Here is a 25,713-nt window from a genome sequence, read left to right as displayed (position 1 = left end):
GGCTGCGCCGGTGTTGCCACCGCGTGGAGGCATCCGCCCGACATGCCCAGGCAGGCAAAAGGCGACCCGCGGAATTCCGCGGGTCGCCCTCTGCTGATGCCTTCACACGGTGGGAGGCTGGGGCTTACGCCTCGATGACCAGGGGGACGATCATCGGACGGCGGCGGAACGAGACGTTCACCCAGCGACCGACGACCCGGCGCACGACCTGCTGGAGCGCGCGCTGGTCGCGCACGCCCTGCTGCGACGCCTCGGCGAGGGCGGAGACGATTTTGGGCTTGACCGAGTCGAAGACGGTCTCGTCCTCGGCGAATCCGCGAGCGTGGATCTCGGGGCCGGTGATGACCTTGCCCGTTGCGGCATCCACCACGACGATGACCGAGATGAAGCCCTCCTCGCTGAGGATGCGGCGATCCTTGAGGTCGGCATCCGTGATCTCACCGACGGTCGAGCCGTCGACGTAGACGAAGCCGAGGTCGAGCTGGCCGACCACCTTCACCTCGCCGGCCTTCATGTCGAAGACGGTTCCGTCCTCACCGAGGAAGGTGTTGGCCTCGGGGATGCCGGTCTGCTGCGCGAGCGCGGCGTTCGCCCAGAGGTGGCGCCACTCGCCGTGCACGGGGAGCACGTTCCTGGGCTTCAGGATGTTGTAGACGTAGAGCAGTTCTCCTGCTGCAGCGTGACCCGAGACGTGCACCTTGGCGTTGCCCTTGTGCACGACGTTGGCGCCGAGCTTCGTGAGGCCGTCGATGATGCGGTACACGGCGTTCTCGTTGCCCGGGATGAGGCTCGAAGCGAGGATGACGGTGTCACCCTCCCCCACCTCGACCGCGTGGTCGCGGTTGACCATGCGGCTGAGCACGGCCATCGGCTCGCCCTGCGAACCGGTCGACATGTAGACGATCTGGTTCTCGGGAACGTTGCCGGCCTTCTTGTAGTCGACGAGCACGTTCTCGGGCACCTTGAGGTAGCCGAGGTCGGCGGCGATGGTCATGTTGCGCACCATCGAGCGTCCGAGCAGGGCGACGCGGCGGCCGTTGGCGTGCGCGGCGTCGAGCACCTGCTGCACGCGGTGCACGTGGCTCGAGAAGCTGGCGACGATGACCTTGCCGGTCGCCTTCGAGATGACCTGGTCGAGAACCGGGCCGATCGCGCGCTCCGGCGTCGTGAAGCCGGGAACGTCGGCGTTGGTTGAGTCGACGAGGAACAGGTCGACGCCGCTCTTGCCGAGGCGGGCGAACTCGCGCAGGTCGGTGAGGCGGCCGTCGAGCGGCAGCTGGTCCATCTTGAAGTCACCGGTGGCCATGACGGTTCCGGCAGCCGAGTGGATGACGACGGCCAGGGCATCCGGGATCGAGTGGTTGACGGCGACGAATTCGAGGTCGAACGGCCCCATCGCCTCCATGTCGCCTTCCTTGACGGTGAGGACGAACGGCTTGATGCGGTGCTCCTTGAGCTTCGCCTCGATGAGGGCGAGCGTGAGACCGGACCCGATGAGCGGGATGTCGGCGCGCAGCTTCAGGAGGTAGGGGACGGCGCCGATGTGGTCCTCGTGGCCGTGCGTGAGCACGACGGCGACGATGTCGTCGAGGCGGTCGCGGATCGGGCTGAAGTCGGGCAGGATCAGGTCGACGCCCGGCTGGTGCTCCTCAGGGAAGAGCACGCCGCAGTCGACGATGAGGATCTTGCCGTCGATCTCGAACATGGTCATGTTGCGACCGATCTCGCCGAGACCACCGATGGGGATGATCCGCAGGGTTCCCGGTTCGAGCGGGGCTGGTTCGTATACTTCTCCGGGCATGAGCCCTCCGTTACTTGTTCTTCACGCGCTGGATTCGCTCCAGCGCTAGCGTGTTGTGCCCGCGATTCGGGGCAGTGCGCCGCCTGCTGCGGCATTACGATCTGGGCGGAAGTTCGAGAAATTGACTCCCGGAATGTGGCGCACGAGATCGATCTCGTCTTCGATCTGCGCCGCCTCCCACTCCTCGGGTCCCACGAGGGGAAGCCGCACGCGCGGGCTCCCGATGCGGCCGAGGCCATGGAGGATGTACTTGGCCGCGACGGTGCCGGGCACGTGGGTCATGACCGCGCGCACCAGTGGTTCGAGCTTGCGGTGCGCATCCGTCGCCGTGTGGAGATCGCCGGCGTTCACGGCGTCGACGATGGTCCGGTACGGCTTGGCCGCGATGTTGGCCGTGACTCCGATGAGGCCGGATGCTCCGATGGCGAGGTGCGCGAGGATGTTCGCGTCGTCGCCCGAGAAGTACATGAGGTCGGTCTGGTTGAGCACACGGCTCACCTCGCTGAAGTCCCCCTTCGCGTCTTTGACGGCGAGGATGTTGGGGTGCTTCGCGAGGCGGATGATCGTCTCGTACTTGATGGGCACGCCGGTGCGACCGGGGATGTCGTAGAGGATGACCGGAAGGTCGGTGGCATCCGCGACCATGCGGAAGTGGGTGAGGATGCCGGCCTGGGTCGGCTTGTTGTAGTACGGCGTGACGATCATGTTGCCGTCGGCGCCGGCCTTCTCGCTCTGCTGGGCGAGCTGGATGGCGTGGGCGGTCTCGTTGGATCCGCCGCCGGTGATGATCTTGGCGCGGCCGGCCGAGACGGACTTGCCGACCTCGACGAGCTTGAGCTTCTCCTGGTCGGTCAGCGTGCTGGTCTCACCCGTGGTGCCCGTGACGACGATGCCGTCGGCTCCGGAGTTGATGACGTCGTCGATGTGCTTCTCGACTCCCGGCCAATCCACCTCACCGTCGGCGGTGAAAGGCGTGACGAGAGCGACAAGGACCTGACCGAAGGGGTTTTGCGTCGACACGCCCTCCAGCGTATCGGTTCGGGCGCCTGGCCCGCCGCGCCATGACGCCGACGCAGAACAGGCTCGATCGCCGTCGACAGGCGCGATCGGTCGAATCGAGCCTGTCGAGGCCGATTCAGCCTGATTCGTGCGTCTGCGGGTGGGCGGACGGGCGATCAGCCGCGAGTGTAGGTGAGGAAGCGGTACTGGAGGCCCGTGCGGGAGGTGTGCCAGCGCAGGGGCTCGGACTCGGCGGGGTCGGTGATCGCGGCCGACCAGGCCGCGCCGATGAGCGGAGCCTCGGTGTCGCCGGGGAACGACGCGTCGATCTCGGTGACCTCGAGCACGTCGGCCTGGTCGATGAGGGCGGCGAAGAGCTCCGCCCCGCCGATGATCCAGATGCGCTCGGGGGCGGCATCCGTTGCCGAAACGGGCTCGGCGGCGAGGGCGATGGCTGCCTCGATCGAGTGGGCGACCCCGGCGCCGTCGGCCGACCAGTCGCGCTGGCGGGTCAGGACGATGTTGCGGCGTCCGGCGAGGGGGCGGAAGCGGGGCGGCAGCGAGTCCCACGTCTTGCGACCCATGACGACCGGCGCGCCGAGCGTCACCTGCTTGAAGTGCGCGAGGTCTTCGGGCAGGTGCCACGGCATGACACCATCACGTCCGATCGTGCCGTCGGAGGACTGCGCCCAGATCAGACCGAGGGGAACGGATGCCGCATCCGTCATACGGCGACGACGCCGCGAATGGCGGGGTGGTGCTCGTAGCCCTCGACGACGAAGTCGCCGAACTCGTAGTCGAAGATGCTGTCGCGCTTCGCGTCGATGCGCACGGTCGGATACGGGTAGGGATCGCGCGAGAGCTGCTCTGTGACCTGGGCGACGTGGTTGTCGTAGATGTGGCAGTCGCCGCCGGTCCAGACGAACTCACCCGGCTCCAGGCCGACCTGGTCGGCGACCATGAGCGTGAGCAGCGCATACGACGCGATGTTGAACGGCACACCGAGGAACATGTCGGCGCTGCGCTGGTAGAGCTGGCACGAGAGCTTGCCGTCGGCCACGTAGAACTGGAACAGGGCGTGGCACGGGGCCAGCGCCATGTTCGGGATGTCGGCGGGGTTCCACGCCGACACGATGAGGCGTCGCGAGTCGGGCGTGGCACGGATGGCGTCGATCACGTCGCTGATCTGGTCGATCTGCTCGCCCGACGGCGTCGGCCATGACCGCCACTGCACGCCGTAGACGGGGCCGAGCTCGCCGGCGGCATCCGCCCACTCGTCCCAGATCGTGACGCCGTTCTCACGCAGCCAGCCCACATTGCTCTCGCCGCGCAGGAACCACAGCAGCTCATAGGCGATCGACTTGAAGTGCACGCGCTTGGTCGTGATGAGGGGGAAGCCCTCGGCCAGATCGAAACGGATCTGGCGACCGAACACGCTGCGCGTTCCGGTGCCTGTGCGGTCGGTCTTCTGCACGCCGTGCTCGAGCACATCGCGCAGCAGGTCCTCGTATGGGGTGGGGATCGTGGCGCTCATCGCGTCGATCGTATCGCGGGGCGGCGACACCATCGAGGCGTGTCGAGCGCGTCGTCGACGGATGCCGCCGCCGACGTCATGGCAGGTCATACTCGCCGCCTCCGGTCCGCCCTGCGCGACCATGGTCGGATGCAGTGGATCGTCGCCCTCGCAGCAGCCCTCGCGCTGGTCGCCGCGACCACTGCGCTCGGATTCTGGCTGCGCTCCCGCGATGGTCGCATCACGGTGACGGATGCCGCAGGCGAGGCATCGGCGGCGGTCGCGACTCCGAGCGCGGCCGGCTCTCCCTCCACGGCGGCGCCCGCATCCACGCTCGCCTCTCCGCACGCCGCCCTGATCGTCACCCCGGCCGACGTCGACACCGACGAGCAGTTCGGTGAGAACGCGACGCTGCTGCAGTTCTCCACCGAGTTCTGCTCCCGCTGCCCGCAGACCCGCGTCGTGCTGGGCGACATCGCGGGAGAGCACATCGGCGTTCGCCACCTCGACGTCGACCTCACGCACCGTCCGGACATCGCCCGCCGCTACAACGTGCTGCAGACGCCGACCACCCTCATCCTCGACGGACGCGGAACCGTGCGCGCCCGCGTGGGCGGCGCCCCGGATCGGCGCGCCGTCTCCGACCGCCTCACCACCATCATCGGGAGCCCAGCATGACCGCCGAGAACCAGACCCGACGCAGCGCGAGCGCCAGCGCGAGCACAGCTGCCGCGCCAACCGCAGCCGGCACCGCAGCCCCGCAGGCCCCCGCCGGCATCGACCCGCGCGGCCCGCGCTTCGTCGCGACGATCACCGCCGTGATCCTCTTCATCGACGTCGTTCTGGGCCTCGCCGGCGCCGACCTCGCGGCGCTGCTGCTTCTCGCGGTCGTTGCGGCGACGTTCGCGTGGACGACGATCGCCGGCATCCGGCGGCATCCGTTCGCCATCATCTTCCGCCGGGTCGTCCTCCCCCGTCTCACACCGACGTCGGATCGTGAGGATCCGCGTCCGCCGACCTTCGCCCAGGGAGTAGGGCTGTTCGTGACCGGCGTCGGCGTGATCCTCGGCCTCCTCGGCATCGCACCGGCCGTCGTCATCGCCGCGGCGTTCGCGTTCGTGGCGGCCTTCCTCAACTCGGCGTTCGGCTTCTGCCTCGGCTGCCAGATCTACCTGCTGCTGCAGCGTCTGCGGCCCGCCGCCGCCTGACGAGCCGGCGAGCGCCGTTGCTGGGCACCAGCCGCACATCCCCGTGCAGGGCGTAGATACCGGGCGTGCAGTTCCTTAGGGTGGGAAGAGTCCACTTCGAGGAGGAACCCATGGCGCTCACGAGCGAGGCAACAACGGTCTGGAACGGCGAACTGTTCACAGGGAACGGCACGGTGAGCTTCGATTCCTCGAAGGTCGCGACCTTCCCGATCAACTGGAAGGCCCGCGCCGACGGCGAGTCGGGAACGACGAATCCCGAGGAGCTTCTGGCCGCCTCCCACGCGAGTTGCTTCTCGATGGCGTTCAGCAATGAGCTCACCAATGCCGGGCACCCGCCGACCTCCATCCAGACGACCGCGGCCGTCACCTTCGTCGCCGGCACCGGTGTCACGGGCAGCCACCTGCTGGTGAACGCGAGCGTTCCCGGCATCTCCGACACCGAATTCGAGTCGATCGCCCAGCTCGCCAAAGCCAACTGTCCCATCTCCAAGGCTCTCGCCGGCATCCCCATCACGATCGAAGCGACTCTGGCCTAGGCGCTCACCGCATGCGCATCCTCGTCTCCGGAGCGTCGGGCTTCATCGGCAGCGACCTCGGGCACTCCCTCACGTCCCACGGCCATGAGGTGCTGCGCCTCGTGCGCCGCGCCCCCACCCGAAGCGACGAGGTCGAGTGGCACCCCGAGAAGGGCGTCATCCCCGGCGGGATCATGGACGACGTCGACGCCGTCATCAACCTCTCGGGCGCCTCGCTGGCGCGCCTGCCGTGGACGCCGAAGTGGAAGCGCGAGATCTTCACCTCCCGCATCCGTGCCACTCACACGCTGACGGATGCCATGCGCACGGCCTCGAAGCCGCCGTCGATCTTCCTGAGCGGGTCGGCGGTCGGCATCTACGGTGACCGTCCGGGCGACGTGCTCACCGAATCGTCGGTGCGTGGCCACGGCTACCTCGCCGATGTCGTCGACGCTTGGGAGAAGGCCGCCAGGCGGGCACCCGACGGCGTGCGCGTGGTGACCATGCGCACTGGTCTCGTCGTCGGTCAGGGTGGCGTGCTCTCGCTCGTCGAACTGCAGAGCCGTCTCGGCCTCGCCGGCCCTCTCGGGAGCGGCAAGCAGCACTGGCCGTGGATCACCCTGCCCGACGAGGTGGGCGCCATCCGTCATCTGCTGACGGCGGACGTCTCAGGTCCCGTGAACCTCGTCGCCCCGGTCGCCGCGTCGGCGGAGCGCATCATGCGCGCCTTCACGACGGCGCTGCACAGGCCCTATCTCGTGCCTGCGCCGAAGAAGCTCGTCGAACTGGCACTGCAGGACGCCCGAGACCTGCTGCTGGCCGACCAGGAGGTCGTGCCGCAGAAGCTGGTGGCGAGCGGCTACAGGTTCCAGCACGAGACGGCCGAACAGGCCATCGACTGGATGCTCAGCGGACGTCGCCCGCAGCGGGATCGGCCCGAGACTCGGCACGCTCGAGCCTGATGGCGTGTGAAATGGCTCGACGAGCCCGTCGGCGATCGCGCGCGGCGTCGTAGGCGAGTCCGAGGCGGAACCAATCGCGCCAGGATTCCGGATGCTCCTCCACCGCGCTCTGGAAGCGCGCGAAGTCGGCGGCAGCCTCGACGCGGTCCGGGCGCCCCGTCGCACTCACCGTGAGCTCCTCGACGGGCAGCTCGTCTTCGGCATCGAGACGCTTGACGAGGCGCTCGCTCCCGAAGCCGAACGCCAGCTCGCGCCACAGCGCCCACGCTCCGACGAACGGCAGCACGATGAGGGCGATGCCGATGAGGATGCCGACGAGCTCGCCGGTGCCCATGAACTGCACGGCGCGCCAGCCGACGAGCACGAAGTAGAGAACGAGCAGCAGGGCCATCAGCCAGGCGGCGGTGCGGGACTTCACGCGCGTCAGTCCTGCACGAGGTCGGAGGTGTCGCGAGGGTCGACCGGTGCCGGCGGAACCTCGCCTCCGATCGATCCGAGGCCGAGCAGCGCGTCGAGGCCGACGGTGACGCCGCTCGCCTCGCGCAGGGCACGGAGCGCGAGCATGATGCCCTGCTCGTAGGACTCGTCCGAGATGGTGTCGTGGCGAATGGCGAGGGTCTCGCCGCGGCCGCCGAAGACGACCTGCTGGCTGGCGAGAAGGCCGGCGACGCGCAGGCTGTGCACGGGGATGCTGGCGACCTGCTGGCCACGGGCACGCTGGTCGGTGTGCGGGGCGTCTACGGGTCCGAGCTCGGCGCGGGCACGGGTCATGAGCTCGGCCGTGCGCACGGCGGTGCCCGAGGGCGAATCGACCTTGCCCGCGTGGTGGGCCTCGACGATCTCGATGGAGTCGAAGTAGCGCGCCGCGATCGTGGCGAGGCGGGTGCCGAGCACGGATCCGACCGAGAAGTTCGGGATGAACACGACGGCTCCCTCGCTAGCCGTGACCCGCGAGGTGATGGCGCCGATGCGTTCCTGGCTCCAGCCGGAGGTGCCGACGAGCACGCGCAGGCCGTTCTCGACCGCGTACTCCACGATCTCGCCGCTGACGGCCGGGTGGCTGACGTCGACCGCGATGTCCGCTCCGAGCATGGCGTCGAGCCCGCTGCGGGAGCTGAGTTCGGCGACGAGCTCGAAGTCGTCGGACTCGCGCACGAGTCGCGAGACGAGGGAGCCGAGCCTGCCTGTGGCGCCGATGACGGCAACGCGTGTTGTCACCCGGTCAGCCTAGCAATCGGGGGTGGGAGGTTCGGGGTCTCGCGGCAGGCGTCGGCCCCGGGCGACCTCGGGAGCCCGCCTGGACGAATACGCTGGCAGCATGGTGCGTTTCCGCGAGGTTCCCGTGACGGATGCGACGGCCCACACGCTGCTCGCCGAGTACTTCGCCGAGCGCGCGGCGACCTTCCCGAGCGCCGGCGGGTATCGCACGACCTTCCCGTCTCCCGAGCAGTTCGTGCCGCCGGCCGGGGTGTTCCTGGTGGTCGAGGACGATGCGGCGACGGATGCCGCGGACGACGACTCCGCTGCTGTGGGATGTGGCGGCATCCGGCGCCTGCCGGCGCCCGACGGCGTCGTGCGCTACGAGGTCAAGCACCTGTACCTGCGACCCAGCGCGCGGGGACTCGGCGCCGGGCGCGCGCTGCTCGCCGAGCTCGAGGACCGTGCGCTGGCCTTCGGCGCCACCGAGGTCGTGCTCGACACCAACGCCAGCCTCGAGGCCGCCGGCGGGCTGTACCGGCGAGCGGGCTATATGGACGTGGAGCCGTACAACGACAACCCGAACGCGACGAACTGGTACGCGAAGAGGCTGGCTCGCCCATGAGCGAGGACCGCATCGACGAGACCCGTCGGCTCTACGACACCGTCGCGCACACGTACGCCGAGGTCCTGCCCGACACGCGCTACGAAGCGCCGCTCGAACTCGGCATGCTCGATCACTTCATCGCGCACCTCCCCGACTCGGATCTGCCCGTGCTCGACGCGGGGTGCGGCACGGGCAGGATGCTGCACTACCTGTCTGCTCGCGAGGTGTCGCCCCTGGTCGGTATCGACCTGTCGCCGGAGATGATCGGCCACGCTCGAGCGAGCAACCCAGGAGTCCCTGTGGAGACCGGTGACCTCCGGACGCTCCCGCACGCTGATTCCTCGATCCGGGCGGTCCTCTGCTGGTATGCCGTGATCCACAGCAGCAAGACAGATGTGGCCGCCATCGTTCGCGAGGTCGGGCGGGTTCTCATCCCGGGCGGCACCGTGCTGTTCGGCTTCCAGGCGGGCACGGGTGAGCGGGTCGTCGAGAGGGCCTACGGACACGACGTCACGCTCCACGGCGTGCTTCACGAGACCCGGGAGTTCGTGCCCTGGCTGAACGACGCCGGCTTCGAGGTGACGGCCACCGCCGACCGGGGGCCCGTCGGGTTCGAGCGCAACAGCCAGGGGTTCATCTTGGCGCGACGGCGCTGACTTCCCGCTCGCTGAGGCCCGACGCAGTCGCGGCCGAAGCGGATGCGGATCACGCGGAGTGGTCTCGATACGCCTGCTCGCTGCGCTCGCGGGCTACTCGACCAGCGGAGGTGAGCAGGGTCGGCGAGAGCTGCTCGCGCGCTTCGACCGCGGGCTTCGCCCGGGCCTCAGCGAGCGGTGAGGTGGGAGCGGAACGGAGTGCGGCGGCTAGGCCGGAAGCGGCTCCGCCAGGCCCGTACGCAACTCGACGGGGAGGTGCGCGAGGTCGTTGTGGGAGAGCAGGGTCCACGGGCGTCCGGGCTTCTGCTGCAGGATGGTGAGCCCGCAGTTGGCCTGCGGAATGCTCATCCACCGCCAGTCGGGGGCGCCGAGCACCTCGCGCACGAACCACCCGATGATGAAGTTGTGGGTGATCAGCAGGTCGTGGCGTTCGCCGCGGGCCGGCTTCAGGAACTCGGTGACGGCATCCTCCATCTGGGCCCGTCCGGCCTCGATCTCCTCGGGGGTGACCGAGCCGAAGAAGGCGTCGAAGGCATCGGGAGTCTCGGGCGACGGCCCGGACGGGATGCAGTCGAACAGCAGAGCCGAGGGCTCCGGCGTGATCGCCGGCATGCGATCGGCGATGATCGCGGCGGTCTCGGCAGCGCGCTGCAGCGGCGAGTGCCAGGCTGCGTCGAACGGCACTCCCCCGAGGCGTTCGGCGAGCAGCTGGGCCTGGCGCACACCGCGGGCTGAGAGCGGTCCGTCTGGCAGGCCGTGCTCGGCGTGCTGCTGTTCTCCGTGGCGGACCAGGTAGAGGTAGTGGGGCACCGGTGTCCCTTTCGTGTTGCGGCGTGCGGATGGTGCGAAGTTCGGTGCGGGCCGGATCGGCCCGGGTCAGCCGGCGTGAGCTCCGAGGAGCGGCGCGAACAAATCGGTGTCGACGGCGCCGACGGCCGAGAGCGAGAGCTCGCGGGAGACGAGCTCCGAGGCGAGTTCCCGTACGTCTGCTGCCGTCACGAGACCCACCCGACGCAGGCCCTCGTCGAGGTCGGTGAACTCGCCCTGGGTGATCTCGGCGCGGCCGAGGCGGCTCATGCGGGTGTCGCTGTCTTCGAGCGCGAGCGCGGATGCCCCGGAGATCTGGCCGATCGCACGGTCCATCTCGGCATCCGTCACCCCCTTGTCGGCCAGCAGGTGCAGCTCGTCGAGCATCAGCTCGGCGACGGGAGCTGCCTTCGCCGGCGAGCAGCCGGCGTACATGCCGAAGACGCCGGCATCGGAGTAGGCGGCGGCGAAGGAGTATACGGAGTAGGCCAGGCCGCGCTTCTCGCGCACCTCCTGGAACAGGCGCGACGACATGCCGCCGCCGAAGATGGAGTTGAGCACGCTCATGGTCATGCGGCGATCGTCGGTGGCGATGAGTCCGGGAACGCCGAGGAACATGTTGACCTGCTCGAGCTGTCGATCGACGACGACGAGCTCGGAGCCGCGTGTGATGGCCGAGGCCTCGGCGGGGCGGCGCTCGACCGGAGTGGCGGGAACGGAGAGGTCCCAGCCGGCCGATTCGAGCGCTGTGGTGACCGATGCCACCAGCTCGTCGTGGTCGACGGCTCCTGCCGCCGTCACCACGAGGTCTTGCGGGCGGTAGTTGGCGCGGTAGTGGTTCCAGACGGCCTCGCGGGTGGCCGCCTCGATCGTTGCCGGGCTGCCGCCGATGGGGCGTCCCAGCGGGTGCTCGCCCAGCACGGCCTCGAAGAAGCGCTCGTTCGCGACGTCGGACGGGTCGTCTTCGGCCATCGAGAGCTCCTCGAGGATGACCCCGCGCTCGTTCTCGAACTCCTCGGGGTCGAGCAGGGAGGAGGTGAGCATGTCGGTGAGCACCGCGGCGGCCATGGGCAGGTCGCGGTCGCGGACCTTGGCGTAGTAGCAGGTGTACTCCTTCGCCGTCATGGCGTTGTGCTCGCCGCCGACGGCGTCGAAGGAGACGGCGATGTCGAGCGCCGTGCGGGTGGAGGTTCCCTTGAAGAGCAGGTGCTCCAGGAAGTGCGTGGAGCCGAAGGTTCCCGGATGCGCCGAGCGACCGTTGATGGCGGCCAGCGCGGGAAGCTCGTCGCGCGATCCGACGGCGACCCAGTAGCCGATGGTGGCGCTGCGGGAACCCGGTACGTGCTCGGTGAGGATGCGCACCCCGCTCGGGAGGACCGATCGCCTGACGAGGCAGTCACCGGATGCGGTGAAGCTGAGCTCGGGCACGCCGAGAGGGAGGTCAACTGCGCCGTTCATCACACTCCACCTTAGGCCAGCGTTCCGACACGGGCCGGGTTCGGGACTGCGCGCCGACGCCGGGCAGGCACCGAAACGACGGTTCGCGCGGGTCGGACCTGTCAGAGCTGGTGAACGGCCAGAGCTGGTGAGTGGTCAGGCTGTTGAGTAGTCAGGATGGTGAGTAGTCAGGCTGGTGAATAATCACAGCGTCACGCGGTCGAGGTCGAGCATGTCGGACCGCGTGAGGGTGACGCGCGGAGCGGCCATGAGCGACTGCAGCTCACTGATGGAGCGAGCACCGGTGACCGGCGCGACGACGTCGCGCCGGGCCAGGAGCCACGCGATGGCGATGGTGGCCGAGGGAACCCCGTGCTCCGTCGCGATGCGGTCGACGACCGAACGGATGCGACGCAGGCGCCGGTTGAGGTGCAGCGCCAGCTTGCTCGCGACGCTGGCGGGAATGGATCCGTCGCCGCGGGTGGAGCCTGCGAGCACGCCGTGGTTCAGGGGGCTCGACGGGAACACCGCGAGGCCTTGGGCGTTCGCCGATACCGAGACCGAACCCTCGAACGGCACGCGCTCGGCGAGACTGTAGGACGACTGCACTGCCCGGAAGCGCGGCAGCCCGTTGGCGGAGAGCACACGTGCCTCGATGAGCCTGTCGGCCGAGAACCCGGAAGCCGCGATGTAGCCGACCTTGCCGGCCTGCACGAGCGCGTCGATGGCACCGAGGCTCTCTTCCAGCGGGACCGGCACGCCCGCGGACTCGCGCATGAACAGGAGGTCGAGACGGTCGACGCCGAGGCGCTGGAGCGACGCATCGACGCCGGCGACGATGTTGGCCGGGGTGAGACCCGGGAAATCGGATCCGCCGCCGACCGTCGTGGCGAGCACGATGTCATCGCGGCAGTGGCGGGCACGAAGCCACGCGCCGATGAGCTGCTCGCTGCGCTGGGCGACGACGGCGTCGACGGTGTCGATGAGGTTGCCGCCGCCTTCACGGTAACGATCGAGCATGTCGACGGCCGTGCGCGGATCGACGGTGCGGCCGAATCGCTGAGCGCCGAGCGCGAGCGGGAAGACCCAGAGGTCGGTGTCTGGGATGTGCCGGCGAGCAGGTGCGGCGACCTGCTGTATGCCGATGGCGCCGGAGAACGGGGACGACGTCTCTTCGAGTGCGGGAATGACGATCTCAGGAGCGACCTCGGCCGTTCGCTGCGCGGCCCGCGGCACCACCTGAGTCATTCTCAACACCTCCCCTAATGCATCTGAGAGTAGGGCAGACCGCCGACACTGATGTGCCGAATCGCCCGGTATTCCACAACCGTTATAGAAACGTTTGCGAGTGAACGAGGAGTGAACTCCCCGGCCCGTCGGGCACCGGACAACCGGACTCCATCCTCCGGAATCACCGACCCCCGTCGCCTGCTCGAATCAGGCGTTTCCGGCCCGTCGGAGCACGGCCTCGGCGTGCCGGAGAACCGGGCCGTCGACCATCCGATCACCGTGTCGGAACACCCCGTGCTCGCGTGCGGCGACGGCGATGACAGCCCGAGCATCGGCGATCTCCGCGTCGCTCGGCCTGTAGGCCGCACGGATGATCTCGACCTGGCTCGGGTGGATGCAGGCTGTGGCGGCGAAGCCGCTGGCAGCAGCATCCGTCGCCTCCTCGGAGAGGCCGTCGAGATCAGCGATGTCGAGGTGCACGGTGTCGATCGCCGCGATACCGGCAGCACCCGCGGCGAGCAGGACGCTGGAGCGCGCGTGGTCGGCCACGGCGCGGTAGCGGCCGTCGGCGAAGCGGCTCGAGGTGCCGCCGAGGGAGGCCACCAGGTCTTCGGCTCCCCACATCAGGGCCACGACGTTCGGCTCGTGCGCGATGGCCGGCGCCGCGAGCACCCCGGCCGCGGTCTCGCACAGTGCGATCACGCTGTAGCCCGCGACGGCGGCTGCGGCATCCGGATGCTCCGCCTTCGGCAGCATCACGAAGCGGTACGCCGTCGCCTCGAGAGCCGAGAGGTCGGCGGAGAAGTCGTGGCTGCCGACCGGGTTGAGGCGCACGATGACCCTCGCGCGGTCGAGGGCGGTCTGCACGAGGGCCTCGCGGGCGTCTTCGCGGTCGTCGGGCGCGACGGCGTCCTCCAGGTCGATGATGACGGCATCCGCTCGCTCGAGCGCCTTCTCGAAACGATCGGGTCGGTTCGCCGGGCAGAACAGCAGCGCGGGGCCGAGGCGGAACGTCATGGCCGCGCCCCCTCGCACCAGACCAGCGTCGTGCGGGACGCCGTGGCCACCACCACGTCGTCCTGGTTTCGCGCCAGATGCTCGAGGGTGACGATGCCCTGCCCGGGCCGCGACGCCGAGAGTCGCTTGGCCGCGACGGTGGTCTCGGCGTAGAGCGTGTCGCCGATGAACACCGGGGCCGGGAAGGCGACGGCGCCGAATCTGAGGTTGGCCACGAGGGTGCCCTGGGTGAGTTGGGCGACGGATGCCCCCACCAGCGTCGACAGCGTGAACATCGAGTTCACGAGCCGCTGCCCGAACTCCTCACCAGCGGCGTAAGCCGCATCGAGGTGCAGCGCCTGCGTGTTCATCGTGAGGGTGGTGAACAGCACGTTGTCGGCCTCGGTGACAGTGCGCCCCGGCCGGTGCAGGTAGCGCGCCTCGAGGTCGAACTCCTCGAACCAGAGTCCGCGTTGCACGATGTCGTGGGTGTTCGGCATCCGTCGCCCTTCAGTCAACTCGCGAGGCCGAGCTCACGGGTGATGATCATGAGCTGCACCTCGGTGGTGCCCTCGCCGATCTCGAGGATCTTCGAGTCACGGTAGTGCCGTGCCACGGCGTTCTCGTTGAGGAAACCGTAGCCCCCGAACACCTGCGTCGCATCGCGGGCGTTGTCCATGGCTGCCTCCCCCGCCACCATCTTGGCGATGGACGCCTCCAGTTTGAACGGCTTGCCGGCGACCATCTTGCGCGCGGCATCGAGCCAGGCGAGTCGCGCCTGGTGCACCCGCGCCTGCATCTTCGCGATCTTGAAGGCGACGTGCTGGTTGGAGCCGATGCTGGTGCCGAAGACGACGCGCTCCTTCGCGTAGCGCAACGCCTCCTCGAGGCAGCCCTGGGCTGCGCCGGTGGCGAGAGCGGCGAACGCGATGCGTCCCTCGTCGAGCGACTGCAGGAAGTTGGCGTACCCGCGGCCTCGATCTCCCAACAGGTTGGAGCTCGGCACGCGCACATCGGTGAGGGTGAGCGGATGCGTGTCGCTGGTGTGCCAGCCGACCTTGTCGTACGGCTCCTCGACGGTGAATCCCGGGGTGCCGCTCGGCACGATGATGCTGGAGAGCTCGGGCTTGGCGTCGCCGTTGCGTCCGATGCGCTCGCCCGTGACGGCCGTGATCGTGACGAGGCTGGTGATGGGGGTTCCCGAGTTGGTGATGAACTGCTTCGAGCCGTTGATCACCCAGTCGTCGCCGTCGAGCACGGCCCTGGTCTCCGTGGCTCCGGCATCCGAGCCTGCGCGAGCCTCGGTGAGGCCGAATCCGGCCAGAGCCCGGCCCGCGATGAGGTCGGGCAGCCACTGCTCGCGCTGCGCCGGGGATCCGTTGCGGTAGATGGGCATGATGCCGAGGCCGACGCCGGCCTCGAGAGTGACACCGATGGACTGGTCGACGCGCCCGAGCGCCTCGACGGCGAGGCAGAGCTGCACGTAGTCGCCGCCCTGGCCGCCGTACTTCTTCGGGAAGGGCAGGCCGAAGAGTCCCATCTCGCCCATCTGCGCGATGATCTCCATCGGCAGGCGACGCTCGGTGTCGTAGCTGTAGGCCTCCGGTGCGACGACGGTGTCGGCGAAGTCGCTGACGGTGTCGTAGAGGGCCTGTTCCTCGTCGCTGAGGTCGTAGTTCATTTAGGTGTCTCGTTTCTCGCTCGTGGCGATCGGGGTGACGGATGCGACGACGTCGTCGCGACGGACGAGGGCCCCCTCGCTGGTGGTGAGGGTCACCCGCCCGCTGATCGGGGTGGTGATGCGGTGCTCCATCTTCATGGCCTCGATGGAGACGATCGTCTGGCCGGCCTCGACCTCGTCGCCGTCGGCGACGTGCACGGCGACGACGGTGCCCGGCATGGGCGCGCGGAGCTCGGGGCTGTGGGCCTTCCCGACGCGGTCGATGGCGGCAAGGGAGCGTTCGAGGCGGGCCGCGCGGTCGAGGACGGTGAGCTCGTAGGATGCGCCGCCTTCATGCACCCACAGGCGCGGTCCCTGGCCGGCGATCGTTGTGCGGGTGCGCTCCGCTGGTCGAGTGGCGCGCGACGGAGTCGCACGCGTGTCGCGACTCGCCTGCTGCGCCACCTCGACCTCGACGAGCGCCTCGTTGACGAGGAAGGTCAGAGTGCGGGGGCGCGGAGCGCCGAGGCGGAAGCCCGAGCTGGAACGCCAGAGCGGTGAGGCTGAACCGGGCTGCTGGCGGTCGGTCGCGCCGAGGGCGGCAGCCACCTCGGCGAGGAGCTCGGGGGACGGGACGGGCAGGCTCAGGGACGGCATCCGGTCGATGAGTCCGGTGTCGAGGTCTCCGGCCTGCACGGCGGGTTCGGCGATCAGACCGCGGAGGAACGCGATGTTCGTGTCGACGCCGAGCACGACGGTGTCGGCGAGCGCAGCGTCGAGCCTGGCCAGAGCCTCGGCGCGGTCCGAGCCCAGGGCGATCACCTTGGCGAGCATGGGGTCGTAGTGCGGGCTCACCTCGGATCCGTCGGTGATGCCGCTGTCGATGCGGATGCCGGCGCCCTGCGGCTCCGTGTAGGCGAGCACGGTGCCGGTCGAGGGCAGGAAACCGCGCTCGGGGCTCTCGGCGTAGACGCGCGCCTCGATGGCGTGTCCGGTGAGATGCACGTCGGACTGCGCGAAGGCGAGGGGCTCCCCCGCAGCGACTCTCACCTGCTGTTCGACGAGGTCGAACCCCGTGACGAGCTCGGTCACCGGATGCTCGACCTGGAGGCGCGTGTTCATCTCGATGAAGAAGAAGTCGTCGGGTCGGGCGGCCGACACCAGGAACTCGACGGTTCCGGCGCCGCGATAGTCGACGCTGCGGGCGGCGTCGCAGGCTGCACGCCCGATGCGTTCGCGCGTCTCGGCGTCGAGCAGCGGCGACGGTGCCTCCTCGATGACCTTCTGGTGGCGGCGCTGCAGCGAGCACTCGCGCTCGCCGAGGTGCACGACGGCGCCGTGGGCATCGGCGAGAACCTGCACCTCGATGTGCCTGGGCTGCTCGATGAATCGTTCGAGCAGCAGGGTGTCGTCACCGAAGGCCGATGCCGCCACGCGACGGGCGGCGGCGATCGACTCGGGCAGTTCCTCTGCGGTGCGCACGAGCTGCATGCCCTTGCCGCCACCACCGGCCGACGGCTTGATGAGCAGGGGGAAGCCGACTCCGAGCGCGGCCTCCGCAAGGGCGGCATTGTCGAGGGAGGCATCCGAGACTCCGGGAACCACGGGAACGTTCGAGAGGGCCACGTGCAGCTTGGAGCGGATCTTGTCGCCCATCACCTCGAGCGCCTGCTCCCCCGGTCCGATGAAGACGATGCCTGCGGCCTCGCACGCTGTTGCGAATGCGGCGTTCTCGCTGAGGAATCCGTAGCCGGGGTGAATGGCCTGGGCGCCGGAGCCGAGGGCGGCGGCGATGACTCGTTCCCCGTCGAGGTAGCTCTCGCGCGCATCGGCCGGGCCGAGGCGCACGGCGGTGTCAGCGAGATGCACGTGCAGGGCATCGGCATCCGCGTCGCTGAAGACCGCGACGGACCTGATGCCGAGGCCACGGAGCGTGCGGATGACGCGCACGGCGATCTCGCCACGATTGGCGACCAGCACGGTGTGGAAGAGGGGCATGGCGGGGGTCTCGGGGTTCACGATGCTCTCGGGGTTCATGGTGTTCTCGGGGTTCTCGGTGGTCATGGCGGTCACATCCGGAACAGGCCGAAGCGCGGCTCGGGCAGCGGCGTGCGCGAGCACACGTCGAGGGCGAGGCCGAGCACGGTGCGCGTGTCGGCGGGGTCGATGATGCCGTCGTCCCAGAGGCGGGCCGTGGAGTAGTACGGGCTGCCCTGCGTCTCGTACTGCTCGCGGATGGGGCTCGTGAAGGCGGCTTCGTCGTCGGCCGACCAGTCCTGCCCCCGGGCCTCGAGCTGGTCGCGCTTGACCGTGGCGAGCACTGAGGCCGCCTGTGGGCCGCCCATCACGCTGATGCGGGCGTTCGGCCACATCCAGAGGAAGCGGGGCGAGTAGGCCCGGCCGCACATCGAGTAGTTGCCTGCTCCGAAGCTGCCGCCGATCACGACCGTGAGCTTGGGCACCCGCGTCGTCGCGACGGCCGTCACCATCTTCGCGCCGTGCTTGGCGATGCCTCCGGCCTCCGCATCGCGGCCCACCATGAAGCCTGAGATGTTCTGCAGGAAGACCAGCGGGATGCCGCGCTGGTCGCACAGCTCGATGAAATGCGCGCCCTTCATGGCCGATTCGCTGAAGAGCACGCCGTTGTTGGCGACGATGCCGACCGGGTGGCCGTGGATGTGGGCGAAGCCCGTGACGAGAGTGTCGCCGTACTCCTTCTTGAACTCGTGGAAGGCCGTGGCCGTGTCGGAGTCGTCGGTGGGCGCGTCGATGATGCGGGCGATCACCTCGTGCACGTCGTAGGGCTGCTGAACGTCGACGGGCACCACGGAGGCGAGGTCGTCGGCATCCGTCACCGGATGCATCGACTCGATCACCGGCCACGCGGATGCCGCCGGCTGCGGCAGCGTCGCCACGATGTCGCGCACGATGGCGAGGGCGTGCTCGTCGTTCTCGGCGAGGTGGTCGGTGACGCCCGAGGTGTGGGCGTGGAGTTCGCCGCCCCCGAGCTCCTCGGGGGTGACGACCTCGCCGATGGCCGCCTTCACGAGCGGAGGGCCGCCGAGGAAGATGGTGCCCTGCCCGCGCACGATGACGGTCTCGTCGCTCATGGCGGGAACGTAGGCGCCACCGGCCGTGCACGAGCCGAGCACGGCGGCGACCTGCGGGATGCCTGCGGCTGACATGCGCGCCTGGTTGAAGAAGATGCGCCCGAAATGGTCGCGGTCGGGGAACACCTCATCCTGCATCGGGAGGAAGGCGCCGCCGGAGTCGACGAGGTAGATGCACGGCAGGCGGTTCTCGAAGGCGATCTCCTGCGCGCGCAGGTGCTTCTTGACCGTCATCGGGTAGTAGGTGCCGCCCTTGACGGTGGCGTCGTTGGCGATGACGAGCACGTGGCGCCCGTGCACCAGGCCGATGCCGGCGATGAGGCCGGCCGCCGGCGTCGCGTCGTCGTAGAGGCCGTCGCCGGCGAGCGGCGCGATCTCGAGGAAGGGGCTGCCGTCGTCCAGCAGCGTGTCGACCCGCTCGCGGGGCAGGAGCTTTCCGCGCTGGGTGTGACGGTCGCGCGAGGACTGGCTGCCGCCCTCCGCCGCCGTGGCGAGGCGGGCGTGCAGCTCGGCGACGAGGGCGTTCTGGGCCGCGGCGTTGGCTTCTGCGGGGGTGCGGGTGCCTGTTGGGCTGCTCGCGGCGGTCGTGCTGGGAGCGCTGGTGGGTGGCGGCATCCGGGGGTCTCGTCTCCATCGACGGCGCGGTTCCTTGTGGGCTCCGCGTGCTTTCGGTTAGTGTTCACTAACTGGACTCAACGTTAGCGAGCGTTAACTGAAATGGCAAGCACCCCTCCGAGCACGGCTCCGGCGAGCGCCGCCGTTCCCACCGAGCGGGCGCGGGCGAGCGCCGCCGTTCCCACCGAGCGGGCGCGCGCGAAGGCCGATCGCCGTGGCACCCTGCTGACGGCAGCCGCCGCCCTCTTCGCCAAGCGCGGATTCGCCGGCGTCTCGATCGACGATCTCGGAGCCGCCGCCGGAGTGAGCGGCCCCGCCGTGTACAGGCACTTCGCCGGCAAGCAGGCGGTACTCGCCGCCATCCTGGTCGACGCCAGCACCGGCCTGCTCGACGGTGGTCGCGCCGTGGTGTCGGCGAGCCCCGAGGCTTCGGACGCACTGGCCGCCCTCGTGCACTTCCACGTCGACTTCGCGCTCGGCAACGCCGACGTCATCCTCGTGCAGGATCGCGACATCGCGAGCCTCGCCGCGTCCGACAGCCACTCGGTGCGCAGCCTACAGCGTCGCTATGTCGAGCTGTGGGTCGGCGTGCTCGCCCTACTGCACCCGTCGCGAACGGATGCCGAACTGAGGGTGCGCGCCCACGCCGCGTTCGGCCTCATGAACTCGACGCCGCACAGCGCCCGGACCGGCACCCGCCAGCCCGCCGATGCCGTCGTGCGCGGGGCGCTGGAGCAGATGGCGCTGGCGTCGCTGGAGGCGTAGCGGCGGCGGCGCAGTGCCGCGCCACTCACGCGCCCCCTGTCCTGCGCAGTTCAGGCTGCTTTCGGCGACACGCCGCGGCACCGGTGCCATCAGCGGCGTGTTGAGCAATCCATCCTGAATTGCGCGGAAGCAGGGGTCGCAGCTGGCGCTCCTTCGCCCGCGACCAAGAGGCGTGACCGCCCACAGATGTCCGCTCGCACAGGACGACGCCGCTCGCGGTCGGGCACTCTCACCCCATGTCGACGATCCAGACGCTCATGGATTCCCTCGGTCAGGTCGCACAGACGAGCACGCTCGCCCGTCACGGGCTTCGGCGCCCGGACATCGAGAGAGCGCTGAGCCTGGGAGGGCTGACAAGGGTCCGCCGAGGGTGGTTCGCCACGCCGAAGGCGGATGCCGATCAGCTGCGGGCAGTCGCTCTGGGCGGACGGATCGGATGCGTGAGCGCTCTTCGCCGCTGGGGCGTCTGGTCGGGCGACGGTGATCGGCTCCACGTGCACGTCGCATCGAACGCGGCCCGCCTGAGACTGGACGACGGTCGACGAGCGAACAGCGCCGCGGCGGGTGTGTGGCATCCGTCGATCAGCCCGCAACTCACTCCGGAAGGCGGCGTACGACTGGCGAGGCCGGGTGCGCCGCTCATCCATTGGGCGACCGTCCCCGGCGTTGGCGGGCTGGACTGGATCGTGTCCCCTCACCAGGCTCTCGCACAGGCGCTTCTCTGCCAGAACGACGAGCACGCCATAGCCTGCCTCGATTCGATCCTCCGGCGGGGAGTGCTGAAGAGACTGGAAGTCGACCGGGTGGTTGCACTGCTACCGCGCCGACTTCACCGTCTGATGGACGAGATCACTCCGAACGCAGACTCCGGCTGGGAGTCGATCTTCATAACGCGCGTCCGCCGAGGCGGATACTCCGTGATCGCGCAGCCCGAGATTCACGGGATCGGACATCTCGACGGGATCATCGAGGACTGCGTCGGCTTCGAGGTGAACGGGCTGGAGTTCCACGGCGGCAACGAAGCCGTGCTCAGGGATACCGGGCGCGTACTGGGAGCGCAGAGCCTGGGAATGATGATGCTCACGGTCAATCCCCCACACATCCACACCCATTGGAAGTCCACCTGGGCGACGGTCGTGCGCGTCGTCGAGGATGCCATCGCCCTGCGCGAGCTGCGCCACTCGCGGGGCGTCCCTCTCTCCGACGCCGAACTCGCGCACATTTCAGGCCGGAACTGAGACACGCCGTAGATCTGCGCTGCACCTTCGGCGTGGCGACGGATGCGGCCTGAATTGTGCGGGTGACGAGCGCGGACGGCCGTCGCTCAGCCGGCGAGCGCTGCGGCGATGTGGCGGGCCCCGTACTCGAACGCCTCGTCGACGTCGCCGCCGAGGCGGAACGCTCCCGAGAGCTCCATGGTGATGAAGCCGTTCGCCCACGCGGTGATGGTGCGCGCCGCGGGCAGGGCGTCGTCAGGGCCGACGAGCCGCTCCGCGACGGCCAGAACGGCGGCACTCGAGCGCTCCAGGGCGCTCGCCTGGGCGGCATCCGGAACCTCGGCGAAGATCAGGCGGTACTCGGCCGGGTTCTCGCGGGCGAAGGTGCGCATGGTGCGGGCGAGCTCGACCAGGTCGGCGCTCGGGTCGCCGGGGCCCGCTTCCCCGGTGGTGGCCAGGGCGGCGTCGACACGCGCATCGAGATCGTGCAGGGATGTTTCGACCACGAGACGAAGCAGGTCGTCACGTCCGCGCACTCGCTTGTACAGCGACGGTGCGCGCACGCCGACGCGCTGGGCGACGGCCTGCATGGTGAGTCCGGGGAGCCCGTCGGCGCGCAGGATCTCGCGGCCGGCGGCGATGATGGCCTCGAGCGAGGTGCGGTCGGGGGTCGGCATCCGTTCTCCTTCGATCGTGCGTATCTGATAGCTATTGACTTTAGCCATCAAGGCTACGTAGCATAGCCATCAGGACGATCATCACACATTCGGAGGGATCTCTCGACATGCAACTCGCACCATCACTGCACCGCATCGGCAACGACATCGTCGCCGCCTACCTCATCGACACCGAGGACGGCGTGACGATCATCGACGCCGGTCTCGCCGGGCACTGGCGCGAGCTCGAGACGGAGCTCGCCGCTCTGGGTCGCGGACTCGGCGACGTGCGCGGGCTCGTGCTCACGCACGGCGACAGCGACCACATCGGCTTCGCGGAACGCCTGCGCCGGGAGCAGGGCGTTCCCGTCTACGTGCACGAAGCGGATGCCGCCCGAGCCCGAGGCGAGTACAAGCCGAAGGCCCAGTGGGGGCGGATGCGGCTTCGAGGCGTGACGAGTTTCTTCTGGTACGCCGCTCGCAAGGGCGGGCTGCGCACCACCTACCTGCGCGAGGTCACGACGATCGCCGACGGCGATGTCCTCGACCTGCCGGGCGCGCCGCGCATCATCGGCCTGCCCGGGCACTCGGCCGGCAGCGTCGCCATCCACGTTCCGTCGGTCGGCGCCCTCTTCGTCGGCGATGCCCTCACCACGCGCCACGTGCTCACGGGAACCCTCGGGCCTCAGCCGGCGCCGTTCACCGACGAGCCGGCGCAGGCGATCGACTCGCTCACGCACCTCGAGGGACTCGGCGCCACCTGGGTGCTGCCCGGGCACGGGGCTCCGTGGCGTGGAGGCAGCGACGAGGTGGTCCGGCAGGTTCGGGCTGCGGCATCCGCCGGCTCAGCCCACACGTCCTGACGCTCGCAGGTCGTCCGCCGCTCGCCGCAGCAGCGAGCGAAGGAGCGAGCAGCGCGACTACGCGACCGCGGGCGTCGCTCCCTGCTCGTCGGCGAGAGCCTGGATGCGCTTCGCCAACCTCACGTCGCGCGCCGTCACTCCCCCGGCGTCGTGCGAGGTGAGGTCGAACACGAGCGAGCCGTAGCCGACGAGCACGTCGGGATGGTGATCGAGTTCGTCGGCCACCACGGCGACGGCGTCGAGCAGGCGCACGGCGCTCGCGAAGTCGGCGGTGGAGAACGACGCGGTCAGCGAGTCGTCCTCGTGGGTGAAGGCGGTGCCGTCGAGTTCGGCGGCCGTGTCGGAGGGGTCCAGGGTTGCCATGGGGTCATACTCCTCCCCCAAGGCGCTTGCTGGGGAGCGGTCTCCACAGCCTGCCGACTCCCGGGCGACGGATGCCTCACACCATCGCGAACGCCCGGGCCGGATCGCGCAGCATCATGCCGATGTCGGCGAGGAAGCGCGATCCCTGCTCTCCGTCGACCAGCCTGTGGTCGAAGGACAGGCTGAGCGTCATCACGTCGCGGAGCGCGATGCCGCCCTCGTGCTCCCGCGGCTCCCGGCGCACAGCACCCATCGCGAGGATGGCGGCCTCACCCGGATTCAGGATGGGAGTGCCCGCGTCGATGCCGAAGACGCCGATGTTGGTGATCGAGATCGTGCCTCCGCTGAGGCGCGCGGGCTCGGTGCGACCGTCGCGGGCCGTCGCCGTCAATGCGGCGAGGGCGTCGGCGAGCTCCGGCAGCGTGAGGTCGCCGACATCCGGGATGTTCGGCACGACCAGCCCTCGAGGGGTCGCGGCCGCGATGCCGAGGTTCACGTAGTGGAACTCGACGATCTCCTGCGCCACATCGTCCCAGTGCGTGTTGACCGACGGGTTGCGGCGAACGGCGATGCACAGGGCCTTGGCCACGATCGCGAGGATGCCGATGCGGTGCTCGGCGAGGGAGCGATCCTGCTTGAGGCGCGCGAGCAGCTCCATCGTGGCCGTGACGTCGACCGTGAGGAACTCCGTGACGTGCGGTGCCGTGAACGCGCTCTGCACCATGGCGGCCGCCGTGTGCTTCCGCACGCTGCGGATGGGGGTGCGCGTCTCGCGGGCAGCACCGGAAGCGGCGCGGGACGAGGGCTCAGGGGCCGGTCGGTCCGGGACTTCTCCGACCCCTGAGGTCATCGCGGATGCGGCGGCTTCCACATCCTCACGGGTGATGAGTCCATGATCCCCCGTGCCGGCGAGCTGCGCCAGATCGATTCCGAGATCGTGGGCGAGCTTGCGCACCGGCGGCGTCGAGCGAGGACGGTCGACCGGGGCCGCGGATGCTGCCGTCGGCGTCGGCATCGGAGCCGCAGATGACGGAACAGCGGCCAGAACCGGGGCTGGATCCGGGACCGGAGCCGGAGCCGCTACCACCTGCACGCTCGGCGACTCGCTCCCCGCCCGGCGCGCACGGCGTTGCGGCACGCCGCTCTCCGCCCGGGCGCCGTACCCGACGAGGTTCGGCGCCGGCGACTCCGCGGTTCCGCGGGATGCGGCATCGGGAGCGGCATCCGTCGCCCGAGAGCCCACGAGCCCCGCCGAGGCCTCCACCTCGAATGCGACGATCGGCTCCCCCACGTTCACCGTCACTCCGGGTTCGGCGTAGAGTCGCGCCACGATGCCGGCGTAGGGCGACGGCAGCTCGACGATGGCCTTGGCGGTCTCGACCTCGGCGATCACCTGGTTGAGCGTCACCGTGTCGCCGACGCCGACGTGCCAGTTCACGATCTCGGACTCGGTGAGTCCCTCGCCGAGATCGGGCAGGCGGAAGTCCATGAGCACGCTCACCAGCCCGCCTCCAGCTCGCTCAGCGAGTTGCTGCGCCCGAGGGCGCGGTCGACGCCGTCGAGGATGCGGTCCAGGCCGGGCAGGTGGTGCACCTCGAGCCTCGACGGCGGGTAGGGCACGTCGAAACCGGTGACTCGCACCGGCGCGTGCTCGAGATAGCTGAAGCAGCGCTCGGTGACGCTCGCGGCGATCTCTCCGCCCACTCCGCCCTGCGATCCGGCCTCGTGGGCGATCACGAGGCGCCCGGTCCTGCGCACCGAGGCCTCGATCGTCGCGTAGTCGACCGGCGCCAGCGAGCGCAGGTCGATGACCTCGACGGAGATGCCGTCGGCCGTGGCCGCGCGGGCGGCATCCGTCGCCGTCTGCACGAGGGGACCGTAGGCGAGCAGGGTCACGTCGTCGCCGGGCACGACCACGCGCGCCGACCCCATCGGCTCCGTGAGCGACAGCGAGCCGTCGAGTTCGACGGGCGCCTTCTGGTGGTAGCGGCGCTTGGGCTCGAAGTAGAGCACGGGATCGTCGCTCGCGATGGCCTGGCGGATCATCGTGTACGCGTCCTGGGGGTTCGACACGGCGACGACGCGGAGTCCGGAGGTGTGCGTGAAGTAGGCCTCGGGCGACTCCGAGTGGTGCTCCGCCGCCCCGATCCCTCCGCCGAACGGCACCCGGATCGTGATGGGCATGCGCACCGCGCCCTGCGTCCTGTAGTGCAGCTTGGCCACCTGCGCCACGATCTGGTCGAAGGCCGGGTAGATGAAGCCGTCGAACTGGATCTCGCACACGGGCCGGTAGCCGCGGTAGGCGAGGCCCACGGCCGTGCCGAGGATGCCGGCCTCCGCGAGAGGCGTGTCGACGACGCGGCGGGCGCCGAACTCCCGCTGCAACCCGTCGGTCACGCGGTAGACGCCGCCGAGCGTGCCGATGTCCTCGCCGAGCAGCACGACCTTGTCGTCGTCGTGGAGGGCGCGGCGGAGACCGGCGTTGATCGCGTTCGCGAGCGTGAGGGTCTGGGTGTCCACGGGAGCATCGAGCATG

General features: G+C 69.6%; 27 protein-coding genes. 9 read left to right on the top strand and 18 right to left on the bottom strand.

All coding sequences use genetic code 11. The annotated features are described in order from the left end of the window. Positions 1-124: 124 nt before the first annotated feature. The 4 genes from E4M00_RS04365 to E4M00_RS04350 all read right to left on the bottom strand — a co-directional run bounded on the left by E4M00_RS04365 (position 125) and on the right by E4M00_RS04350 (position 4,334). Positions 125-1,801 (bottom strand): ribonuclease J, encoded by a 1,677-nt coding sequence (locus E4M00_RS04365; RefSeq protein WP_056163863.1) that lies wholly within the window; start codon positions 1,799-1,801, stop codon positions 125-127. A 45-nt stretch (positions 1,802-1,846) separates the two neighbouring features. Continuing rightward, the gene (gene dapA / locus E4M00_RS04360) at positions 1,847-2,821 is read right to left on the bottom strand and encodes a 4-hydroxy-tetrahydrodipicolinate synthase (RefSeq protein ID WP_135119289.1); all 975 of its coding nucleotides are present in this window, start codon (positions 2,819-2,821) and stop codon (positions 1,847-1,849) included. 155 nt (positions 2,822-2,976) lie between these two features. Next, a complete protein-coding gene (locus E4M00_RS04355) occupies positions 2,977-3,528 on the bottom strand; it encodes a dihydrofolate reductase (RefSeq protein WP_135119288.1) in 552 nt (183 codons plus the stop codon). Next, positions 3,525-4,334 carry a thymidylate synthase gene (locus E4M00_RS04350; RefSeq protein WP_135119287.1) on the bottom strand — a complete coding sequence of 270 codons (810 nt, stop codon included), beginning with the start codon at positions 4,332-4,334 and terminating at the stop codon, positions 3,525-3,527. The genes E4M00_RS04355 and E4M00_RS04350 overlap by 4 nt, the downstream gene beginning before the upstream one ends. Positions 4,335-4,373: 39 nt before the next feature. Between E4M00_RS04350 and E4M00_RS04345 the strand changes: the two genes are divergently transcribed. The 4 genes from E4M00_RS04345 to E4M00_RS04330 all read left to right on the top strand — a co-directional run bounded on the left by E4M00_RS04345 (position 4,374) and on the right by E4M00_RS04330 (position 6,998). Beyond that, positions 4,374-4,991, top strand: a complete 618-nt coding sequence (locus E4M00_RS04345; RefSeq protein ID WP_338033185.1) for a TlpA family protein disulfide reductase — start codon at positions 4,374-4,376, stop codon at positions 4,989-4,991. Next, positions 4,988-5,521: a DUF4395 domain-containing protein gene (locus E4M00_RS04340; RefSeq protein ID WP_135119286.1), complete on the top strand. Its 534-nt coding sequence runs from the start codon at positions 4,988-4,990 to the stop codon at positions 5,519-5,521. Before E4M00_RS04345 ends, E4M00_RS04340 begins: the two co-directional genes overlap by 4 nt. A gap of 110 nt (positions 5,522-5,631) precedes the next feature. Further along, a complete protein-coding gene (locus E4M00_RS04335; protein ID WP_135119285.1) occupies positions 5,632-6,057 on the top strand; it encodes an OsmC family peroxiredoxin in 426 nt (141 codons plus the stop codon). An 11-nt stretch (positions 6,058-6,068) separates the two neighbouring features. Next, complete coding sequence (locus tag E4M00_RS04330; protein WP_135119284.1) at positions 6,069-6,998, top strand: TIGR01777 family oxidoreductase; 930 nt, start codon at positions 6,069-6,071, stop codon at positions 6,996-6,998. Here the strand turns inward: E4M00_RS04330 and E4M00_RS04325 are convergent. Together E4M00_RS04325 and dapB are read right to left on the bottom strand one after the other, a co-directional pair. Further along, positions 6,943-7,416 (bottom strand): hypothetical protein, encoded by a 474-nt coding sequence (locus E4M00_RS04325; RefSeq protein ID WP_240036844.1) that lies wholly within the window; start codon positions 7,414-7,416, stop codon positions 6,943-6,945. The genes E4M00_RS04330 and E4M00_RS04325 overlap by 56 nt on opposite strands. A 5-nt stretch (positions 7,417-7,421) precedes the next feature. Beyond that, positions 7,422-8,216 (bottom strand): 4-hydroxy-tetrahydrodipicolinate reductase, encoded by a 795-nt coding sequence (gene dapB / locus E4M00_RS04320; protein ID WP_135119283.1) that lies wholly within the window; start codon positions 8,214-8,216, stop codon positions 7,422-7,424. Positions 8,217-8,316: 100 nt separating this feature from the next. Between dapB and E4M00_RS04315 the strand changes: the two genes are divergently transcribed. Then, positions 8,317-8,820, top strand: a complete 504-nt coding sequence (locus E4M00_RS04315) for a GNAT family N-acetyltransferase (protein ID WP_135119282.1) — start codon at positions 8,317-8,319, stop codon at positions 8,818-8,820. Continuing rightward, positions 8,817-9,458, top strand: a complete 642-nt coding sequence (locus E4M00_RS04310; protein WP_135119281.1) for a class I SAM-dependent DNA methyltransferase — start codon at positions 8,817-8,819, stop codon at positions 9,456-9,458. The genes E4M00_RS04315 and E4M00_RS04310 overlap by 4 nt, the downstream gene beginning before the upstream one ends. A 207-nt stretch (positions 9,459-9,665) precedes the next feature. On the opposite strand, the gene E4M00_RS04305 is transcribed toward E4M00_RS04310, so the two are convergent. The 8 genes from E4M00_RS04305 to E4M00_RS04270 all read right to left on the bottom strand — a co-directional run bounded on the left by E4M00_RS04305 (position 9,666) and on the right by E4M00_RS04270 (position 19,313). Then, positions 9,666-10,268, bottom strand: a complete 603-nt coding sequence (locus E4M00_RS04305) for a histidine phosphatase family protein (protein ID WP_135119280.1) — start codon at positions 10,266-10,268, stop codon at positions 9,666-9,668. Between the two features lie 66 nt (positions 10,269-10,334). Further along, the gene (locus E4M00_RS04300) at positions 10,335-11,723 is read right to left on the bottom strand and encodes a M16 family metallopeptidase (RefSeq protein ID WP_135119279.1); all 1,389 of its coding nucleotides are present in this window, start codon (positions 11,721-11,723) and stop codon (positions 10,335-10,337) included. A 183-nt stretch (positions 11,724-11,906) separates the two neighbouring features. Continuing rightward, complete coding sequence (locus tag E4M00_RS04295) at positions 11,907-12,950, bottom strand: aldo/keto reductase (RefSeq protein ID WP_135119278.1); 1,044 nt, start codon at positions 12,948-12,950, stop codon at positions 11,907-11,909. A 189-nt stretch (positions 12,951-13,139) separates the two neighbouring features. Then, positions 13,140-13,949, bottom strand: a complete 810-nt coding sequence (locus tag E4M00_RS04290; protein ID WP_135119277.1) for an HpcH/HpaI aldolase/citrate lyase family protein — start codon at positions 13,947-13,949, stop codon at positions 13,140-13,142. Further along, on the bottom strand, positions 13,946-14,428 hold the full coding sequence (locus tag E4M00_RS04285; RefSeq protein WP_135119276.1) for a MaoC family dehydratase: 483 nt from the start codon (positions 14,426-14,428) through the stop codon (positions 13,946-13,948). The genes E4M00_RS04290 and E4M00_RS04285 overlap by 4 nt, the downstream gene beginning before the upstream one ends. Positions 14,429-14,442: 14 nt before the next feature. Next, entirely contained in the window at positions 14,443-15,609 is a 1,167-nt protein-coding gene (locus E4M00_RS04280) for an acyl-CoA dehydrogenase family protein (RefSeq protein WP_135119275.1), read from the bottom strand. Continuing rightward, on the bottom strand, positions 15,610-17,652 hold the full coding sequence (locus E4M00_RS04275; RefSeq protein WP_420813412.1) for an acetyl/propionyl/methylcrotonyl-CoA carboxylase subunit alpha: 2,043 nt from the start codon (positions 17,650-17,652) through the stop codon (positions 15,610-15,612). Positions 17,653-17,657: 5 nt separating this feature from the next. Then, positions 17,658-19,313, bottom strand: a complete 1,656-nt coding sequence (locus tag E4M00_RS04270; protein ID WP_135119274.1) for a carboxyl transferase domain-containing protein — start codon at positions 19,311-19,313, stop codon at positions 17,658-17,660. 102 nt (positions 19,314-19,415) lie between these two features. On the opposite strand from E4M00_RS04270, the gene E4M00_RS04265 reads away from it, so the two are divergent. Together E4M00_RS04265 and E4M00_RS04260 are read left to right on the top strand one after the other, a co-directional pair. Next, on the top strand, positions 19,416-20,078 hold the full coding sequence (locus tag E4M00_RS04265; RefSeq protein WP_135119273.1) for a TetR/AcrR family transcriptional regulator: 663 nt from the start codon (positions 19,416-19,418) through the stop codon (positions 20,076-20,078). A 917-nt stretch (positions 20,079-20,995) separates the two neighbouring features. Continuing rightward, positions 20,996-21,316, top strand: coding sequence for a hypothetical protein (locus E4M00_RS04260; protein WP_135119272.1), 321 nt, complete (start codon positions 20,996-20,998; stop codon positions 21,314-21,316). A gap of 86 nt (positions 21,317-21,402) precedes the next feature. Here the strand turns inward: E4M00_RS04260 and E4M00_RS04255 are convergent, their stop codons facing one another. Continuing rightward, the gene (locus tag E4M00_RS04255; protein WP_135119271.1) at positions 21,403-21,972 is read right to left on the bottom strand and encodes a TetR/AcrR family transcriptional regulator; all 570 of its coding nucleotides are present in this window, start codon (positions 21,970-21,972) and stop codon (positions 21,403-21,405) included. A 107-nt stretch (positions 21,973-22,079) separates the two neighbouring features. Here E4M00_RS04255 and E4M00_RS04250 point away from each other — a divergent pair, with 107 nt between their 5' ends. After that, the gene (locus tag E4M00_RS04250) at positions 22,080-22,814 is read left to right on the top strand and encodes an MBL fold metallo-hydrolase (protein WP_135119270.1); all 735 of its coding nucleotides are present in this window, start codon (positions 22,080-22,082) and stop codon (positions 22,812-22,814) included. 57 nt (positions 22,815-22,871) lie between these two features. On the opposite strand, the gene E4M00_RS04245 is transcribed toward E4M00_RS04250, so the two are convergent. The 3 genes from E4M00_RS04245 to E4M00_RS04235 form a co-directional block, all read right to left on the bottom strand. Continuing rightward, positions 22,872-23,177 (bottom strand): 4a-hydroxytetrahydrobiopterin dehydratase, encoded by a 306-nt coding sequence (locus E4M00_RS04245; protein WP_135119269.1) that lies wholly within the window; start codon positions 23,175-23,177, stop codon positions 22,872-22,874. Between the two features lie 76 nt (positions 23,178-23,253). Beyond that, complete coding sequence (locus E4M00_RS04240) at positions 23,254-24,672, bottom strand: dihydrolipoamide acetyltransferase family protein (RefSeq protein WP_240036914.1); 1,419 nt, start codon at positions 24,670-24,672, stop codon at positions 23,254-23,256. A gap of 2 nt (positions 24,673-24,674) precedes the next feature. Next, positions 24,675-25,712: an alpha-ketoacid dehydrogenase subunit beta gene (locus E4M00_RS04235; protein ID WP_135119935.1), complete on the bottom strand. Its 1,038-nt coding sequence runs from the start codon at positions 25,710-25,712 to the stop codon at positions 24,675-24,677. Between the last annotated feature and the right edge of the window lies 1 nt (position 25,713).

Origin of the sequence: Orlajensenia leifsoniae (assembly GCF_004570845.1) — a bacterium.
Taxonomy (GTDB): domain Bacteria; phylum Actinomycetota; class Actinomycetes; order Actinomycetales; family Microbacteriaceae; genus Orlajensenia; species Orlajensenia leifsoniae.
This window is presented reverse-complemented; position numbering and strand designations above follow the sequence as displayed.